This window comes from Gelidimonas diazotrophica (genome assembly GCF_055694025.1).
In genome coordinates this window covers 1,492,032-1,508,444 of sequence record NZ_CM146349.1, presented here as the reverse complement: position 1 = coordinate 1,508,444, position 16,413 = coordinate 1,492,032, and the positions used below count along the sequence as shown (strand labels likewise).

Genomic DNA, 16,413 nt, shown 5'->3' with positions numbered 1-16,413 from the left:
GATTGCAGACCGCCTTGCCTTCCATCACCTTAAAAATCGACGTTGACACTTACCGCGGCACCCGGGAAGGCGTACCACATTTGGTGCGCCTGCTGAAAAAGCACAATGCCAATGCAACCTTCCTGTTCTCGCTCGGCCCGGATCATACCGGTTGGGCGTTGCGCCGGGCGTTTCGGCCCGGTTTCTTCAAGAAGGTATCGCGCACTTCAGTGGTCGAACATTACGGGTTGAAAACCCTGATGTACGGCGTATTGCTGCCCGCACCCGACATTGGTCTGGAGTGCGCTGCAGAAATGCGTGCAGTGCAGGATGCCGGCTTCGAATGCGGTATTCACACCTGGGATCATGTGCTCTGGCAAGATAATGTGCGCGCTGCAAATGTCGCCTGGACACAACGCCAGATGCTGCAGTCATGCGAGCGCTTCAGGACCATTTTCGGCCAGAAACCGCAAACTCACGGTGCAGCCGGTTGGCAGATGAACGAATGTGCGTTCGCGCAACTCGATGCATTCGGCATCGCTTATGCGTCTGACACTCGGGCCATGTTGAGCGAATCCGGCGCGCTCATTGACCCGAATGCAGGGCCATACAAGCTGCAAGTCTCTGGCAAAACGCTGTCCTGCATCCAGATGCCGACCACGCTGCCGACGCTGGATGAAATGCTGGGGCGAACCATAAACGGTGAAGTCATTACACTGTCAAATATTGCCGATACACTACTCAAATTGACGCAATCGCCGCGTGACCATGTCTACACTTTGCACGCCGAACTTGAAGGTCAGAAATTTGCCCCCATTTTGGAACAATTGCTACTGGGCTGGCAGAAGCAAGGTTATAAATGCATATCGATGGCGCAATTGCATCGAAAAATTAAAGGCATGAGGTTACCAACGCATCCGCTCAACTGGGCTGAGTTGCCAGGACGCTCAGGCCAATTAATCGTTCCAGGCATTTAATTCAGGCGGTAAGATTTATTTGATACATGCGCCCCGGCCGTTGCGCGCCATGCCATAGCGCAAATAAGCGAAGACATGAGCAGGTTTGCGCAATGGCAATAATCACACAACAATACAGGAGCATACCTTGGCAGACAGTTGCGTCGAAATGGGTCAGAAGTTGCCGGAACTTACCGCAGCGATGACCAGTGAAAAAACATTCAGACTCTCCGAATACAAAGGCAAGAACGTCGTATTGTTCTTTTATCCCAAAGACAACACGCCGGGTTGCACCACCGAAAGCATCGCCTTTCGCGATCTTTTCACAGAATTCCAGCAAACCAATACCGAAATTTTCGGCCTGAGCAGAGACAGCATTCGCTCGCATGAAGGTTTCAAGGCTAAACTGGATATGCCATTCGAACTCCTCTCCGATCCGGATGAAGCGATTTGCACGCTTTTCGGTGTAATGAAAATGAAAAGCATGTACGGCAAAACCGTCCGCGGCATCGAACGCAGTACCTTCCTGATTGACGCAACCGGTCAATTAGTGAAAGAATGGCGTGGAGTAAAAGTCGCTGGACACGTTGATGAAGTACTGGAATTCACGAAAAATCTTTCTTGATTAGAACAACCATTGAATCACAATATATTTTTACAGGAAGCCGTTTGTGGATCGGACATGCCGCCATCCCAGACGGCTTTTTTGCTTCACGATTTAGCATCAAATCTACCATTTTTCCCGCAACCGCTTGCAAGCTGGTGTATGGATTCTTTTCAAACATTTTTAATTTGAGGTTCTGATGCCACTGCCAAAAATGCCAAACAAGCCCGCCACAATACTGTCACCGACAGACTACCCGAAAGCGGCCAAAGGCAAATTCATCAAGCCGATACTGGCACCTGTTGAAGCTGCGCCGCAACTGATAAAGCAAGTGATACTGGCGCCGGTTGAAGCTGCGCCAGAGCAGACAAAGCAGGCCCGGTCTAAAGTTGAAACGGCAACTGTAACTGCAGCTGCGACGGCAACACCGCAAGCACGCACCCTCCGTAGCAAGACCACACCCGCAGCAAAAGCAGCCTTGTTGCAAGCAAAACCGATCGAGCGTCACCTGAAATCGAGTACCAGCCGTGCTGCCGACAAAGCTGGCGTGCATAAACTCTTTGTGCTGGACACCAATGTCCTGATGCATGATCCGGCATCGTTGTTCCGTTTCGAGGAACATGACGTCTATCTGCCGATGATGACGCTGGAAGAACTGGACGATCATAAAAAGGGCATGTCAGAAGTCGCCCGCAACGCGCGCCAAGTGTCACGTTCACTCGATGCGCTGGTAGCGAACACTCCTGACAATGCGATTGAAGATGGCATTCCACTGGCCAAACTTGGCAACAAGGAAGCTAAAGGTCGCCTGTTCTTCCAGACCAAACTGCAAATCGCAACCTTGCCGGAAGGACTGCCGGTCGGCAAGGCGGATAACCAGATTCTCGCTGTGGTGCGTGCGCTGGAAGCGCAACAGCCTGGCCGCGCCATTGTGCTGGTCTCGAAAGACATCAACATGCGTATCAAGGCGCGTGCGATGGGGTTGCCGGCAGAAGACTACTTCAATGACCATGTCATGGAAGATACCGACCTGCTCTACTCAGGGATATTGCAGCTGCCCGACGATTTTTGGGACAAGCACAGCAAGAACATGGAGTCATGGCAAGAGAACAAGAACGGCACAGGCACCACTTTCTACCGCATCACCGGGCCAATAGTGCCGTCATTTCTTCTCAATCAATTTGTTTATCTGGAACCCCAAAACGGTGAAACGCCTTTGTATGCCCATGTTCGGCAAATCAATGGAAAAACAGCCGTTCTGCAAACTCTGCGCGACTATGGGCACGTTAAAAACAGCGTATGGGGAATTACATCACGCAATCGCGAGCAGAACTTTGCACTCAATCTGTTAATGGACCCGGAATGTGATTTCGTCACCCTGCTGGGTCAGGCTGGCACCGGGAAAACCTTGCTAGCACTTGCATCCGGATTGGCACAAGTACTCGAAACCAAGCTCTACAACGAAATCATCGTGACCCGGGTGACCGTGCCGGTAGGCGAAGACATAGGATTCTTGCCGGGTACCGAAGAGGAAAAAATGTCGCCATGGATGGGCGCATTCGACGACAATCTTGAAGTCCTGAACAAATCAGATACCGATGCCGGCGACTGGGGCCGGGCAGCGACGCAGGATTTGATACGCTCGCGCATCAAGATCAAATCGCTCAATTTCATGCGCGGCCGCACTTTCGTCAACAAGTTTCTGATCATCGACGAAGCACAAAATCTGACGCCCAAGCAATTGAAAACACTGATTACGCGCGCCGGCCCCGGCACCAAGATCATCTGCCTGGGCAATATCGCGCAAATCGATACCCCTTACCTGACTGAAGGCTCCAGCGGTCTGACCTATGTTGTTGATCGATTCAAGGGGTGGGACCACAGCGGTCATGTAACGCTGGCGCGTGGCGAACGTTCACGTTTGGCAGATCACGCAAGCGAGGTGTTATAGCATTCGTTTTTGGATACTAAAAAAAACCACCGAATTAATTCGGTGGTTTTTTTTGCGCAATAATTTATAGAATCTTCGTGCCTATCCACCAGGCAATGGCAGCAACGAAAGCAGATGCGGGAATCGTGAAAATCCATGCCCACACAATATTACCGGCCACGCCCCAGCGCACGGCTGACATTTTTTGCACCGAACCAACCCCGACAATCGCACCGGTAATGGTATGTGTGGTCGAGACGGGAACTCCCAGCGCCGTTGCCAAGAACAGTGTCATCGCGCCGCCGGTTTCAGCGCAAAAACCGCCAACCGGTTTGAGTTTCGTGATGCGCTGCCCCATCGTTTTGACGATGCGCCAGCCGCCGAACAGGGTACCGAAACTAATTGCGCTATAGCAGGAGATGATGACCCAAAGCGGCAAAGGGTCATGCGCTCCAAGAGATCCGGAAGCAATCAGCAGCATCCAGATGACCCCCATGGTTTTTTGCGCATCATTGCCACCGTGCCCTAGGCTGTACATCGATGCCGAAAACAATTGCATGCGACGAAACCATTTATCCACCCGGCGCGGCGTCGATCGTACGAATAACCATGAAACCAGTAGCATCATGATTGAACCAAAAATGAAGCCCAGCAAGGGTGACAATACGATGAAAGCTATGATTTTCAGCAAACCGGCCATCATCAGCGAGTCTGTTCCCGATTTTGCCACTGCGGCACCAATCAGGCCGCCAATTAAGGCATGGGACGATGATGAAGGAATGCCGTAATACCAGGTCAGAAAATTCCAGCAAATTGCTCCGATCAGGGCGCCGAAAACCACATAATGATCAATCACCTGCGGGTCAATGGTGCCCTTGCCAACCGTCGACGCCACTTTCAGCTGAAAGATGAGAATTGCGACAAAGTTGAACAAGGCTGCCATTGCCACCGCAGTTTGCGGCTTCAGGACTCCTGTTGATACGACCGTTGCAATGGCGTTTGCAGCATCATGAAAACCATTCATGAAGTCGAACAACAACGCCAGCGCGATCAGTAAGGCGAGCACATACATGCTGATTTGAAGTGTATGCATGGAATCCGTTTAACATTTTGATGCACGCACAAAGAGTGCATCGGGAGAGCAAATAATTGTTGGGGATTTGTGACACCGCGCGGCCCTCAAGCGCCAAAATCAGGCTAGATGCCAAACCCGACTTGTCATACTTGGAATTAGCTTAAGAACGCTACGCATTCTCTACAATGATGCCCTCAATAATATTGGCAACATCCTCACAACGGTCTGTGACTGTTTCGAGAATTTCGTAAATAGCTTTTAACTTGATCAGATTGCGCACGTCAGGTTCATCACGAAACAGTTTCGACATGGCGGCACGCATCACATGATCCGCATCCGATTCCAGACGATCGATTTCCTCGCAGATTGATAGCATTTTTTCCGAGTTATCCATGTTATGCAACAGGGAAACTGCAACTTTAACTTTCTCGGTGCACTCCAGGCATAGCTCTGCCAACCGTTTCGCCTCGGGCGTAATGGCCTTGATGTCATACAGTGAAACTGTCTGCGCTGCATCCTCGAGCAGGTCGAGGATATCGTCCATACGCGTGATCAATTGATGAATATCGTCACGATCAAGCGGCGTAATGAAAGTTTTATGAAGCAGATCAATAGTTTCATGGGTCACCTTGTCTGCCTGTTTTTCAAGGACCTCGATAGCATGTGCACGCTTATCAATGTCATCGAAATTTGTCATCAACGCGACCATTTCTTGCGCGCCCTGCACGCACAGATCGGCATGCTGGCAAAACAAATCAAAAAACTTGCCTTCGGTAGGCATAAAACGTCCGAACATATTTATTCTTTCTTTTGTTCTGCAGCGCTAAATGAAAATTTACTGGGAAATCGGCACTACTACCGATACAAACTCAAAAATAAAACGTCGCTCAATCGCCGCCCTGGAAATTTTGCCCACCGGTATAGTTATCAAATTTGGTGTATTGCCCCATAAAGGTCAGCCGCACGCTGCCAATCGGTCCGTTACGCTGCTTGCCTATGATGATTTCAGCGGTCCCTTTGTCGGGCGAATCGGGGTTGTATACTTCATCGCGATAAATGAAAAGGATTACGTCGGCATCTTGCTCAATCGCGCCGGACTCCCGTAAATCCGACATCACCGGCCGCTTGTTGGGGCGCTGCTCAAGCGAACGATTCAGCTGAGACAAAGCGATCACAGGGCAATTCAATTCCTTGGCTAAACCCTTCAGACTGCGCGAAATTTCTGAAATCTCGGTAGCGCGATTTTCACCTGAACTATTGGCCGACATCAATTGCAGGTAATCGACGATGATCAGGCCGAGTTTGCCGCACTGACGCGACAAGCGACGGGAACGAGCGCGCAGCTCGATCGAATTCAGCGCCGGCGTCTCGTCGATATAAAGCTGCGCATCATTCATCTTCTGGATCGCGTGGGTCAGGCGCGGCCAATCCTCATCGGCCAGTCGTCCGGTGCGTAACCGGTGCTGATCCAGACGACCGACCGAGCCCAACATCCGCATGGCCAGTTGCGTACCCCCCATTTCCATCGAGAACACTGCTACCGGTAGACCGCTTTCAATGGCGACATGCTCTCCGATATTGATTGAAAAAGCGGTTTTACCCATGGATGGTCGCCCAGCCACGATAACCAAGTCGCCTGGCTGCAAGCCGGACGTCATTCGATCCAGATCGGTAAATCCAGTCGGAACACCTGTGATGTCGTTCTGGTTGTCGCGGTTGTAAAGCTCATCGATACGCTCGACCACCTGGGTTAGCAGGGGCTGGATTTCCTGGAAGCCTTGCGCACCACGGGAGCCTTCTTCGGCGATTGCGAAGATTTTAGATTCAGCCTCATCCAGCATCTGCTTGACTTCCTTGCCCTGCGGATTAAAGGCTTGGCCGGAAATTTCATCAGATACCGTAATCAACTTGCGCAACACTCCCCGATCGCGCACGATTTCTGCATAACGGCGAATATTGGCGGCAGACGGTGTGTTTTGGGCCAGCGCATTCAGGTAGGACAAGCCGCCGACTTCTTCAGCCTTACCCACACTGGTCAAGGCTTCAAAAACGGTAATCACGTCGGCTGGTCTGGAGCCGTTAATCAGTTTAACGATATGCTGAAAAATGACGCGATGGTCAAAGCGGTAAAAATCGTCATTATGTAAAAAGTCGGCAATCCTGTCCCAGGCCGCATTATCAAGCAGCAAACCACCCAATACTGATTGTTCTGCTTCAATGGAGTGCGGCGGTACGCGAAGAGATTCTAGTTGAGGATCGGAACGATTATTCATGGCGCGCATTATACCGCTCTCGCATTCAGGTTCGATTTGAGTCGTTATCGATCTTAGCAGCAATCCTCATTGCCTCACGCTTGAAGCCAAACCGCCTCATGCTCCACTCCAATGCCAAACCATGCGTTGATAAAGCCTGACATTGCCTAGTTAATTCTAAAGGTATACCACTCTTTTCGAGGTGTGCAAGCGCGGCATTGAAATCTTTCCTGGTTTTTTGCCATACGCCGTTACTTCCATATTTCTGCAATAGTTCTGACCAACCTGGCATTAACCAGAACTCAATTGCCGACTGAGATTTTTCAACAAGGCGTACGTAATTTAGCAAGCCAACTCCGTCATAATCCGGAAAAAATTATCCTGTCAGTTCGCTGGCGTTGCGTCATCCAGCCCAGCAGAAGATTGCTTAACTGGCCGTCGTTATTTTAGGAATTTGGCACACAACATTCGGGCGCAATGCGCTGCGCTTATTGACGCCTTACGGTGTGCGGCTTACAGCCTTGCCAATTTGTTCAGCGGCCCATTTTCCCGATTCAGCTGCGCCTTCGGTAAAAGGCATGCTCATATAGTCACCCGCCAACAGCACACGCTGATCGAACGGATGGCAATTCTTCCTGTAGTGCAATAAATCCTTTGCTCTGCCTACGTGCGAATAAGGTTCAGCCTGTTTCCAACGGTATATCCGGGTCATGGCAATTTGCGTAGATAGTCCGGGAAAAAATTTCTCCGCTTCCAGCATCACGACGTTGGCGATGACATCATCTGTCATTGACATCATGGACTTGGATGCTGTGTCGGACAGCATGATGTTCAATAATTGCCCCTGCGGGACGCAATCTCGGTTCTTGTTCGATTCAATGCCAATGGCGACGATGTTCCGGCGTTCGATGCGCGGAATAAGCAAACCATAAACAGCCCTTAAGCCGTCAGGCAAACGAAAACGATCATTCGTCATGACCGCAACATTGATGTTCGAGCTGTAGCGGGTTGCCATAAGACGACGGGTAATCTGGTCGCCACTGGAATAAAGGCGCTGCGCATCTGTAGCGGGGATTGCCAGAATCACATAATCAGCTTTCATCCGTGAAGTGCCTGTCGTGATAGTTACCGAATCGGTGCCGCTTTCTATCGAGATGACGGGAGAGTCAAGAACTACATCCAATCGCGATGCAATCGCCTCCGGCAACGTCCCGATTCCACCGGAAAGCGCGAGGGTGCGTCCACGCCTGAACCCAAACGCCAACAGCGCTAACGACAAGGACAGGGAAGCTTCTTCTGGCTCCTGGAAGTAGAACCCGTGCAACATTGGCTCGAACAAATATTCTGTTACAGATTGGGCGATCTCCCGATTAGTCCAGGACGATACGGATTCAGTATCGAAAGATGACCATTGGCTGTAGTCGTTGAGCGCTAAAGAGTTCAGAGAATGGCGCAATTGCCAGCTACGCCAGCCCAGCTTGAGCCACGCCGACATACCTAATAGGCCACTTGTCAACGCATGAAACGGGTTGTCGGCGCGCATTCGGCGTATTTTTCCATTGCGCACAATCGCGCTCCAGGGCGAAGTCTCGCGGATGTTGTTTTCCAATCCAAATTCAGCAGCGAGAGCCAGCAAAAGCTTGTATTCGCTCGACAGGAACTGAGCCCCGCGATCTACCAAAAAACCGTTCACCGCATCCGTCGTCATCCGGCCGCCCACGCGTTCGGATGCCTCCAGAACTTTGACGCGCATTCCGGCATTAGCAAGATAATGCGCGGCAGTAAGACCGGCAATTCCGGCGCCGATGACTATTACCAGTGGTGAATGCGTGTTTGACATAAGAATCTAATGAATAGAGTTTAGGAATTGCTTGCAATATTACACAGCCCACAGCACGCCATCTTGCTGTACCCAAACACACAGGAAGACAAGGCGTCGGACTTGTTGCGGGACACATCACAATTGCGCCTGATTGTTGACAGGCGAATATCGGTATCTGCAGCTTTGGCGCGTTCAGCCAGTTCGAAAATCGCGTGGCGGTCTTGGCCCGGCTGCTGGCTAATTTACCTAAAAAACTCGGACAGTTTGTTCGCGAATTGTCCTGGCAGATTCATCTATTTTTCGCATATTTATTGGAGTATATTTTATATAGTCAATATAAATATGCGCAAAGTGCCATGAAAATAGTAATACACCCTATTTTTTAAAATATTATCCGCGGTACGCGCCTTTTTCGTGTTTTCGGATCTTTCATAGACGATGCGTAACATCGGTTATCAATTTGAAGCTTATAGCCACAAGGTTGCAACGCGACAAAATTTGCAGTTGAAAATTTATCCGAGGCGCTCTGAACGAAGGGGATTTACGCTGCATCCAGGTCAATCAAGTGCCGGCAGCGGCTTTATCCGCACGCCATGACCAATCCAGCCAACTTATAGAGATAAATCAATAGGACTCCTGTTTCTCTTCCCCAGAAAATATTCTGTTTAAATCTTCGGCTACAATAGTAATTATTGCGACGCACCATTTATAGGGCGTACGGAAGAATTCCGCATTCAGGTGTTGCAATGCTGAAACCGATCATCTGCCATCGGCCATGTAAATGCCGGTTACAAACCACTATGAATTAGCACCAAGTACGCCATTGCACAAATCGTATTTCATGCCGTCAAAGACACGAACCAGTTATCGCAGGCTATAGAAAAAATACCTCCAGCAAAGCCGTAGCGAAAGTGATGTCAAGGTAGGATTTAACGGGCCGCATTTGCGGCCCGTTTTTATCTTCAGGCAAGACCAAACTGGTATCAAGCCCAAAATAACGCTTGCGCTACAGGCAAACACCCTTTTATTCGGCCTTAATGCCGAAGCACTCAGGAGCAACGAATGAGCAACTCGAATACATCACCGCAGCAGAATCCGACGCCATCCTTTTTCCGCAGAATTCCTATTGCATTCGGGGCCTTTTTCTCCATTCTTTCCGATGCCAAGTTTGCCGCACGGGTCGATGGCTTGCGCCAGAATGGCGTGCAGCCTCCGGCTACCACGCCAACTTCGGCCCCAGTCCATGAAGCGCCGAAACCTGCGCCGCGTCCAATGCGGGAAGCGCCCACCGATGCAGCGCTACAGTTGCTAGGGTTGTTGCAGCGGGATGCGCGTCTGATCGATTTCACCGAAGAAAACCTGACCGACTATTCCGACGCCGACATCGGTGCCGCCGCCCGCGTGGTGCATGAAGGTTGCCGCAAAGTGCTGCGCGAGCATTTCACCATCGAGCCGGTGCGCCCAGAAGCGGAAGGCAGCCGCATCACTCTGAACGAAGGGTTTGACGCGCGCGCCATCCGGCTCACCGGCAATGTGGTCGGCAAACCGCCATTTCACGGCAGTATCAGCCATCGAGGCTGGCGCGCCACCGACGTGCGGCTGCCGAAATTGGCTGACAGTCACGACGCAGGCATTTGTGCGCAAGCGGAGGTGGAACTATGAGCGAACCGCGTTTTGCCATTGGCATCGACCTCGGCACGACCCACTGCGCGCTGGCTTTCGTCGATATCGCCGCTTGTGACGGCGAAGAAACCAGCCACGGCGTTCTCGCAATTCCGCAACTCACGGCACCGGGCGCGGTCGAAGAGCCGTCCTTGCTCCCTTCTTTCCTCTACTTGCCGCACGCCGATGAACTTGCCCCAGGCGACCTGAGCCTGCCCTGGAGCAACACGGATAATGATGTCGACTACGCGGTGGGCGAAATGGCGCGCAGCCGGGGAGCAACCACGCCGATACGTCTGGTGTCGAGCGCAAAAAGCTGGCTTTGTCATTCTGGAGTGGATCGCCGGGCCGCGATTCTGCCCAACGATGCGCCGCCGGAAGTGGCACGCGTGTCGCCGCTCGAAGCCTCCATCCGCTATTTGTCGCATTTGCGCGCAGCATGGGATCAGGCCCATCCCGAAGCGCCGTTCGAGCAGCAGGATATTACCGTCACGATTCCCGCTTCATTCGATCCGGCAGCGCGGGAACTGACCGCCGAAGCGGCCAAAGCGGCCGGTTATGGCGCAATGACCTTGCTCGAAGAACCGCAGGCCGCGCTGTATAACTGGATACAAACCAGCGCCGGACAGTGGCGCCAAGATGTCAAGACAGGCGATATCATTTTGGTCATCGACGTCGGCGGCGGCACCAGCGACTTGTCCTTGATTGCCGTTACCTCGCAAGAGGGAAATCTGGAGCTGAACCGGGTTGCCGTGGGCGACCATATCCTGTTAGGCGGCGACAATATGGATCTGGCGCTGGCCCATGTCGTGGCAAGAAAGCTGGCTGACGATGGCACCAGCCTTGATCCGTGGCAATTGCGTGCGCTGACTTATGCCTGCCGCTCCGCCAAGGAAGCGTTGTTGAGCGATCCAGAGCTTGAGGCGCTGCCGTTAGTCGTCCCCAGCCGCGGCGCGAAGCTGATCAAAGGCGCAATCCGCTCTGAACTGACAAGACAAGAAGTCACCGCGACCATTCTGGAAGGCTTTTTCCCGCAAGTGGACGCCGCAGCGCGCCCGACCGTTCGGGCCCGTGCCGCCCTCACCCGCCTCGGCCTGCCGTATGCCCAGGATGCTGCCATCACGTCCCATCTGGCAGCATTTCTCGGACGCCAAGTGGCCGCGACCGCCGATCTGGAAGGCTTTGCCGACCACGAAGATACAGGCGATGCGGACGATGCCAGCGTCAGCTTCCTGCATCCGACCGCCGTGCTGTTCAACGGCGGCGTATTCAAATCCAGCTTGCTGGCCGAGCGCACGCTCAATACGATTAATGACTGGCTCGCCGCAGAAGGCGCACCAGCAGCGCGCATGTTGGCAGGTGCCGACCTCGATCTGGCGGTGGCGCTTGGCGCGGCTTATTACGGCTATGTCCGGCGCGGAGCCGGCGTACGCATCCGCGGCGGCACTGCTCGCGCCTACTATGTCGCGGTGGAATCGGCCATGCCCGCGGTACCCGGCATGGCGCCACCGGTGCATGCGCTGTGCGTGGCGCAGTTCGGCATGGAAGAAGGAACGGAAGCAGAACTGTCGACGCAGGAATTCGGCTTGGTGGTCGGCGAACCGGTGTTTCTACGGTTCTTCGGCTCGTCGGTACGGCGTCAGGATCAGATCGGCGCCATGCTCGACTTCTGGCAGCCAGGCGAACTGCAAGAACTCGATGAAATCCGTGCCACGCTGCCGACAGAAGGCCGGCAACCCGGCGAAATCGTCCAAGTGATACTGCACGCCAAAGCCACCGAAGCTGGCACCCTCGAACTGACGGCAGTTTCCACTAGCGGCGGCCAGCGTTGGAACATGGAGTTCGATGTGCGCGGCAACAACCCATCCTGATGGCGCGTAATGATGGTGTGTAACTAATGCAGCAATCGGTCGCGCAAAAATACCTCGTCGGCATCGACCTTGGCACCACCAATACGGTCGTAGCCTACGCGGAGTTGGGCGCTAAACCTGATTCTGAGAAAATCCGGCTGTTTGAGATTGAGCAACTGGTGGCCCCCGGTGAACGCAAGGCATGCGCGATGCTGCCATCGGTGCGCTACCATCCTGCGCCCGGCGAACTGGCTGCGGGCGAACTGCAACTGCCCTGGGCCAAAGCGGCAGCGAGCGATGCGGCTGATACGCAGCACACGCAGCCCATCGTGATCGGCCAACTGGCGCGCACGCTGGGCGCGCAAGTGCCCGGCCGGCTGGTGGTCAGCGCCAAGAGCTGGCTATCGCACGCGGGCGTCGACCGCCTGGCGCCCATCCTGCCGTGGGGCGCGGACGTTGCAGTGGGCAAGGTGTCGCCGGTGGCGGCAAGCGCCAGTTATTTGGCCACTATCCGAGCCGCATGGAACTGGCGTTTTCCGCACAACCCGCTTGAGCAGCAGGAAGTGGTGCTGACCGTACCGGCTTCGTTTGACGAAGGCGCGCGCGCCTTGACCATCGCAGCAGCGCGCCAGGTCGGGCTCGCCAAGCTGCGCCTGCTGGAAGAACCGCAGGCGGTTTTCTACGATTGGCTGTTTCACCACCGGCACAGCCTGGCGGTGGAACTGGACCATACGCGTTTGGTGCTGGTATGCGATGTCGGCGGCGGCACCACCGACCTGAGTCTGATCAAGGTGGAACTGCGCGATGGTCAGCCGCAACTGACGCGAATCGGCGTGGGCAATCATTTAATGCTCGGCGGCGACAACATGGACCTGGCCTTGACGCATCTGGTCGAAGCACGCATGGCGCAATCCGCGCCGGGGATAGCTGCGCCAGGGATGACGGCACCACGCCTGTCAGCGGGTAATTTATCCCAACTCGTCGAGCGCTGCCGCGCAGCCAAGGAAGTGCTGCTGGGGCCACAAGCGCCGGAACGAGCGCTGGTGACGCTACTGGGAGCCGGCGCAGGGCTCATTAAAAAGAAGCGTTCGGTCGACCTTTCGCGAGATGAGGTCGAACGGCTGATCGTCGATGGATTTTTCCCGATGGTAGCCAAGACCGAGCAGGCCAAGCGCGGCCGCAGCGGCATCGTGGAGTTTGGCTTGCCTTACGCCAGCGATCCGGCCATCACCCGCCACATCGCCAGCTTTCTGCACCAGCACGCGGCGGCGGTGCGCGAGGCGCTCGGTGTTGACGCTGTTGATGCATCGAACCAACTGGCGCTGCCCGACACCTTGCTGCTCAACGGCGGCGTATTCCGCGCCGACGCGCTGGTCCAGCGCTTGCAAGACACGCTGGCAAGCTGGCGTGGAGCACCGCTACATTTGTTGCACAACGAAAATCCAGACCTGGCGGTCGCCCGTGGTGCGGTCGCTTACGCGCTGGCCGGCCAAGGGCGAGCGCCCCAAATCGGCGGCGGTGCGCCGCGCAGCTATTTCCTGGTTCTCGACCAAGACGACAAACATCATCGCAACCGAAATGGTGAACAAAAACGTGCTGCTACAACGGCGCAGCGCGCAATCTGCATTCTGCCGCGTGGCAGCGAACCAGGCCGCGAAATCCTGCTCAAGAATAATATCTTTGCCTTGCGGGTGGGCCAGCCGGTGCGCTTTCACCTGGTGTCGTCGATTGCCGACGCCGCCAACCAGACGCCGCCCCACGCGGGCGAACTGATCAATCTCGCCGATGGCAACTTCGTCCCCCTGCCGCCTATCGCCATGGTGCTGCAAGCGGATGTGGGAGCGAGCCAGCAAGACATTCCGGTGCAACTGGCAACGGCGCTTACCGAACTTGGCACGCTGGAGATGCACTGCGTCGAGGTGGCGCAAAGTAATGAGCAACCCAGCCAGCGTTGGCTGCTGGAATTCCAGTTGCGGGGCGTGGGTGGAAACGAGGCTATAGAAGTCCAGGAAGAAACTCCGTTGCCGCCCCATTTCACGCAAGCGGTCGAAAAAATTGAACGCATTTTCGGAGCCCGCACCCAGCAGGTAGCACCGAAAGAAGTCAAGCAGCTCCGGTTGCAACTGGAGCAATTACTCGGCAGCCGGGAGCGCTGGCAAACGCCGCTGTTGCGCCAATTGTTCGACGTGCTTTTGCCCCGCGCACGCGGCCGGCGGCGCTCGGCCGAGCATGAACGGGCATGGCTCAATCTTGCCGGCTATTGCCTGCGCCCGGGCTTGGGATACCCGCTCGATGGCTGGCGCGTCGAGCAACTCTGGCTACTGTTCGAGCATGGCGTCCAGCATGGCAATGACAGCCAGGTCTGCACGGAATGGTGGACACTATGGCGGCGCGTTGCCGGCGGCTTGGACGCACCGGCGCAACACCGCCTGCTAGCCGATTTTGCCTTCAATCTGCAAACTGACGAGGCAAAATCCGGGCCGCGTCCAGCCGATCTCGTCAAGGGCAGCTTTGACGACATGCTGCGCCTGGGAGCATCGCTAGAACGCATCCCACCGGACTACAAGGTTGAAATCGGCACATGGCTACTCGACAACATTCGCAAGCCGAGCACCGAGCCGCATAAACCCGATAGTCAAACCCGGAATCTGTGGGCCCTTGGGCGCATTGGCGCGCGCCAGCCTTTCTACGGCAACGCACACGATGTTGTGCCGCCAGATATCGTGGCCGACTGGCTCGATGCGATTCTGGTTCTGGACTGGAAGCGGGTCGAACCGGCAGCATTTGCCGCAGCCCATATGGCGCGCATGACCGGCGACCGCGCGCGTGACATCCCGCCCGCATTGCGCGAGCAGATCATCCTGCGACTGCGGACGAGCGACGCCGCACCCACATGGGTCGCCATGGTGCGCCAGATCGTGCAACTGGAGCAGGCCGACGAGCGGCGCATGCTGGGCGAGTCCCTGCCACCGGGACTAAAATTAATCACCTGATGTTGTCGTGGGCAAACGCTTGCCGACCAACTGTTTAAATTTCCAACCGAGATTACGTAGCGCCCGCAAAGGTTTTTAATCTACGAAAATGAAAAATGCTGAACAAAATTCAGGTGCAAAAAAAGCCGGGCAAGCCCGGCTTATGATGCAATATTGACAGCAACGCGATTAAACGTGTTCGCCCAAAACGGCAACCGTCAGATCAATTAGTACATCAGTGTGCAACACAACCGAAATAGCATGATCGCCAACAGTCTTAATTTGCCCTTGCTCCAAACGCACCTGTGCTTTTTCAACTGCAAAGCCTTGTTTGCTCAGCGCTTCAGCAATATCGGCAGTGGTAACAGAGCCGAACAAGCGGCCATCGACACCCGATTTTTGGGTGATTTGTACCGTCATGCCGGTCAATTTTGTGGCCAGTGCCTGTGCAATCACCAACTTAGCTAATGCAGCTGTTTCCAGTTCTGCACGCTTGACTTCAAATTCAGCGATGGCATGTGTTGTCGCACGACGTGCCAAGCGTTGCGGGATCAGGAAATTGCGTGCATAACCGTCTTTGACGCGAACTACCTCGCCGAGGCTGCCGAGATTAACGACTTTATCTAACAGAATAACTTGCATATTTTTCTCCGAATTTTCGTAACTGAGTCAGTCGTCAATTACGCGGTGTGCAGATCGGTGTACGGCATCAGCGCGAGGAAACGTGCGCGTTTAATTGCCGTATCAACCTGGCGCTGATAGATAGCCTTGGTACCGGTCAGGCGGGCAGGCATGATCTTGCCGTTTTCCTGAATGAAATCCTTGAGCGTATCCATGTCTTTGTAATCGACCTGCGCTACATGTCCTGCGGCAAAACGGCAGAATTTCTTGCGCTTGAACAATGGATTTTGCTGTTGACGTTTTAATTTGAGCTTGCTTTTATCGAACTTTTTACCGAATGCCATTTTTGGCTCCTGTATTTCTAACAATTTTCTAACGAATGTGTCTCGAAATCCACGATATGGAATACGAGACTTTTGCTGTTGCGGTTCTTGCGTGCCAGGAATCCGGTGAACTGAAACATACCGCCTAAATCAGCCTGATTGAATTGTCCTGAAACTTCGCCCGCAGCTAGTGCTGCGATTTCAAACTCGGCCAATCTGTCAGTGCCTGCTTCCATCTGTTGCGAACTGTGCAGCAATCTTGCCCCCACCATCGGAATACCTGCCGGGGTGTAACGCAGAACATCGCGTTCAACAATACTGGCAACAAATTGGAGCCGGTTCACACTGTTCGGTTCACTGCCTGATA

General features: G+C 54.1%; 15 protein-coding genes. 6 read left to right on the top strand and 9 right to left on the bottom strand.

Annotated elements, in window-relative coordinates; genetic code table 11:
- Positions 1-14: 14 nt before the first annotated feature.
- The gene (locus KGFNPO_RS06975; RefSeq protein WP_472633883.1) at positions 15-956 is read left to right on the top strand and encodes a polysaccharide deacetylase family protein; all 942 of its coding nucleotides are present in this window, start codon (positions 15-17) and stop codon (positions 954-956) included.
- 148 nt (positions 957-1,104) lie between these two features.
- On the top strand, positions 1,105-1,560 hold the full coding sequence (locus tag KGFNPO_RS06970) for a peroxiredoxin (protein ID WP_472634409.1): 456 nt from the start codon (positions 1,105-1,107) through the stop codon (positions 1,558-1,560).
- On the opposite strand, the gene KGFNPO_RS06965 is transcribed toward KGFNPO_RS06970, so the two are convergent.
- On the bottom strand, positions 1,541-1,720 hold the full coding sequence (locus tag KGFNPO_RS06965) for a hypothetical protein (protein WP_472633881.1): 180 nt from the start codon (positions 1,718-1,720) through the stop codon (positions 1,541-1,543). The genes KGFNPO_RS06970 and KGFNPO_RS06965 overlap by 20 nt on opposite strands.
- A gap of 18 nt (positions 1,721-1,738) precedes the next feature.
- Between KGFNPO_RS06965 and KGFNPO_RS06960 the strand changes: the two genes are divergently transcribed.
- Entirely contained in the window at positions 1,739-3,490 is a 1,752-nt protein-coding gene (locus tag KGFNPO_RS06960; RefSeq protein ID WP_472633879.1) for a PhoH family protein, read from the top strand.
- Between the two features lie 64 nt (positions 3,491-3,554).
- On the opposite strand, the gene KGFNPO_RS06955 is transcribed toward KGFNPO_RS06960, so the two are convergent.
- The 5 genes from KGFNPO_RS06955 to KGFNPO_RS06935 form a co-directional block, all read right to left on the bottom strand.
- Complete coding sequence (locus KGFNPO_RS06955; protein ID WP_472633877.1) at positions 3,555-4,562, bottom strand: inorganic phosphate transporter; 1,008 nt, start codon at positions 4,560-4,562, stop codon at positions 3,555-3,557.
- Between the two features lie 151 nt (positions 4,563-4,713).
- On the bottom strand, positions 4,714-5,340 hold the full coding sequence (locus tag KGFNPO_RS06950; RefSeq protein WP_472633875.1) for a DUF47 domain-containing protein: 627 nt from the start codon (positions 5,338-5,340) through the stop codon (positions 4,714-4,716).
- Between the two features lie 91 nt (positions 5,341-5,431).
- Entirely contained in the window at positions 5,432-6,817 is a 1,386-nt protein-coding gene (locus KGFNPO_RS06945; protein WP_472612683.1) for a replicative DNA helicase, read from the bottom strand.
- A 25-nt stretch (positions 6,818-6,842) separates the two neighbouring features.
- Complete coding sequence (locus tag KGFNPO_RS06940; protein WP_472633873.1) at positions 6,843-7,145, bottom strand: hypothetical protein; 303 nt, start codon at positions 7,143-7,145, stop codon at positions 6,843-6,845.
- Positions 7,146-7,295: 150 nt separating this feature from the next.
- Positions 7,296-8,636: a protoporphyrinogen/coproporphyrinogen oxidase gene (locus KGFNPO_RS06935; RefSeq protein WP_472633871.1), complete on the bottom strand. Its 1,341-nt coding sequence runs from the start codon at positions 8,634-8,636 to the stop codon at positions 7,296-7,298.
- A 1,044-nt stretch (positions 8,637-9,680) separates the two neighbouring features.
- Here KGFNPO_RS06935 and KGFNPO_RS06930 point away from each other — a divergent pair.
- The 3 genes from KGFNPO_RS06930 to KGFNPO_RS06920 are packed head-to-tail and all read left to right on the top strand — an operon-like array spanning position 9,681 to position 15,123.
- Positions 9,681-10,280 carry a DUF2760 domain-containing protein gene (locus tag KGFNPO_RS06930; protein WP_472633869.1) on the top strand — a complete coding sequence of 200 codons (600 nt, stop codon included), beginning with the start codon at positions 9,681-9,683 and terminating at the stop codon, positions 10,278-10,280.
- Complete coding sequence (locus KGFNPO_RS06925) at positions 10,277-12,151, top strand: Hsp70 family protein (RefSeq protein WP_472633867.1); 1,875 nt, start codon at positions 10,277-10,279, stop codon at positions 12,149-12,151. Before KGFNPO_RS06930 ends, KGFNPO_RS06925 begins: the two co-directional genes overlap by 4 nt.
- A gap of 26 nt (positions 12,152-12,177) precedes the next feature.
- Complete coding sequence (locus KGFNPO_RS06920; RefSeq protein ID WP_472633865.1) at positions 12,178-15,123, top strand: Hsp70 family protein; 2,946 nt, start codon at positions 12,178-12,180, stop codon at positions 15,121-15,123.
- Positions 15,124-15,291: 168 nt separating this feature from the next.
- Here KGFNPO_RS06920 and rplI read toward each other — a convergent pair whose 3' ends face one another.
- Genes rplI through priB form a run of 3 tightly spaced genes read right to left on the bottom strand, consistent with a single transcriptional unit; the run spans position 15,292 to position 16,390 of the window.
- The gene (rplI, locus tag KGFNPO_RS06915; protein ID WP_472612687.1) at positions 15,292-15,744 is read right to left on the bottom strand and encodes a 50S ribosomal protein L9; all 453 of its coding nucleotides are present in this window, start codon (positions 15,742-15,744) and stop codon (positions 15,292-15,294) included.
- Positions 15,745-15,782: 38 nt separating this feature from the next.
- The gene (gene rpsR, locus KGFNPO_RS06910; protein WP_472612688.1) at positions 15,783-16,067 is read right to left on the bottom strand and encodes a 30S ribosomal protein S18; all 285 of its coding nucleotides are present in this window, start codon (positions 16,065-16,067) and stop codon (positions 15,783-15,785) included.
- Between the two features lie 17 nt (positions 16,068-16,084).
- Positions 16,085-16,390, bottom strand: coding sequence for a primosomal replication protein N (priB, locus tag KGFNPO_RS06905; protein ID WP_472633863.1), 306 nt, complete (start codon positions 16,388-16,390; stop codon positions 16,085-16,087).
- Positions 16,391-16,413: the final 23 nt, after the last annotated feature.

Excerpts from the sequence above, each read along its gene's own strand:
- KGFNPO_RS06935 (WP_472633871.1), bottom strand. The coding sequence starts at position 8,636 with ATGTCAAACACGCATTCACCACTGGTAATAGTCATCGGCGCCGGAATT.
- KGFNPO_RS06925 (WP_472633867.1), top strand. The coding sequence starts at position 10,277 with ATGAGCGAACCGCGTTTTGCCATTGGCATCGACCTCGGCACGACCCAC.
- KGFNPO_RS06970 (WP_472634409.1), top strand. The coding sequence starts at position 1,105 with ATGGGTCAGAAGTTGCCGGAACTTACCGCAGCGATGACCAGTGAAAAA.
- KGFNPO_RS06960 (WP_472633879.1), top strand. The coding sequence starts at position 1,739 with ATGCCACTGCCAAAAATGCCAAACAAGCCCGCCACAATACTGTCACCG.
- rpsR (WP_472612688.1), bottom strand. The coding sequence starts at position 16,067 with ATGGCATTCGGTAAAAAGTTCGATAAAAGCAAGCTCAAATTAAAACGT.
- KGFNPO_RS06945 (WP_472612683.1), bottom strand. The coding sequence starts at position 6,817 with ATGAATAATCGTTCCGATCCTCAACTAGAATCTCTTCGCGTACCGCCG.
- rplI (WP_472612687.1), bottom strand. The coding sequence starts at position 15,744 with ATGCAAGTTATTCTGTTAGATAAAGTCGTTAATCTCGGCAGCCTCGGC.
- KGFNPO_RS06955 (WP_472633877.1), bottom strand. The coding sequence starts at position 4,562 with ATGCATACACTTCAAATCAGCATGTATGTGCTCGCCTTACTGATCGCG.
- KGFNPO_RS06930 (WP_472633869.1), top strand. The coding sequence starts at position 9,681 with ATGAGCAACTCGAATACATCACCGCAGCAGAATCCGACGCCATCCTTT.
- KGFNPO_RS06920 (WP_472633865.1), top strand. The coding sequence starts at position 12,178 with ATGCAGCAATCGGTCGCGCAAAAATACCTCGTCGGCATCGACCTTGGC.
- KGFNPO_RS06965 (WP_472633881.1), bottom strand. The coding sequence starts at position 1,720 with ATGTTTGAAAAGAATCCATACACCAGCTTGCAAGCGGTTGCGGGAAAA.
- KGFNPO_RS06950 (WP_472633875.1), bottom strand. The coding sequence starts at position 5,340 with ATGTTCGGACGTTTTATGCCTACCGAAGGCAAGTTTTTTGATTTGTTT.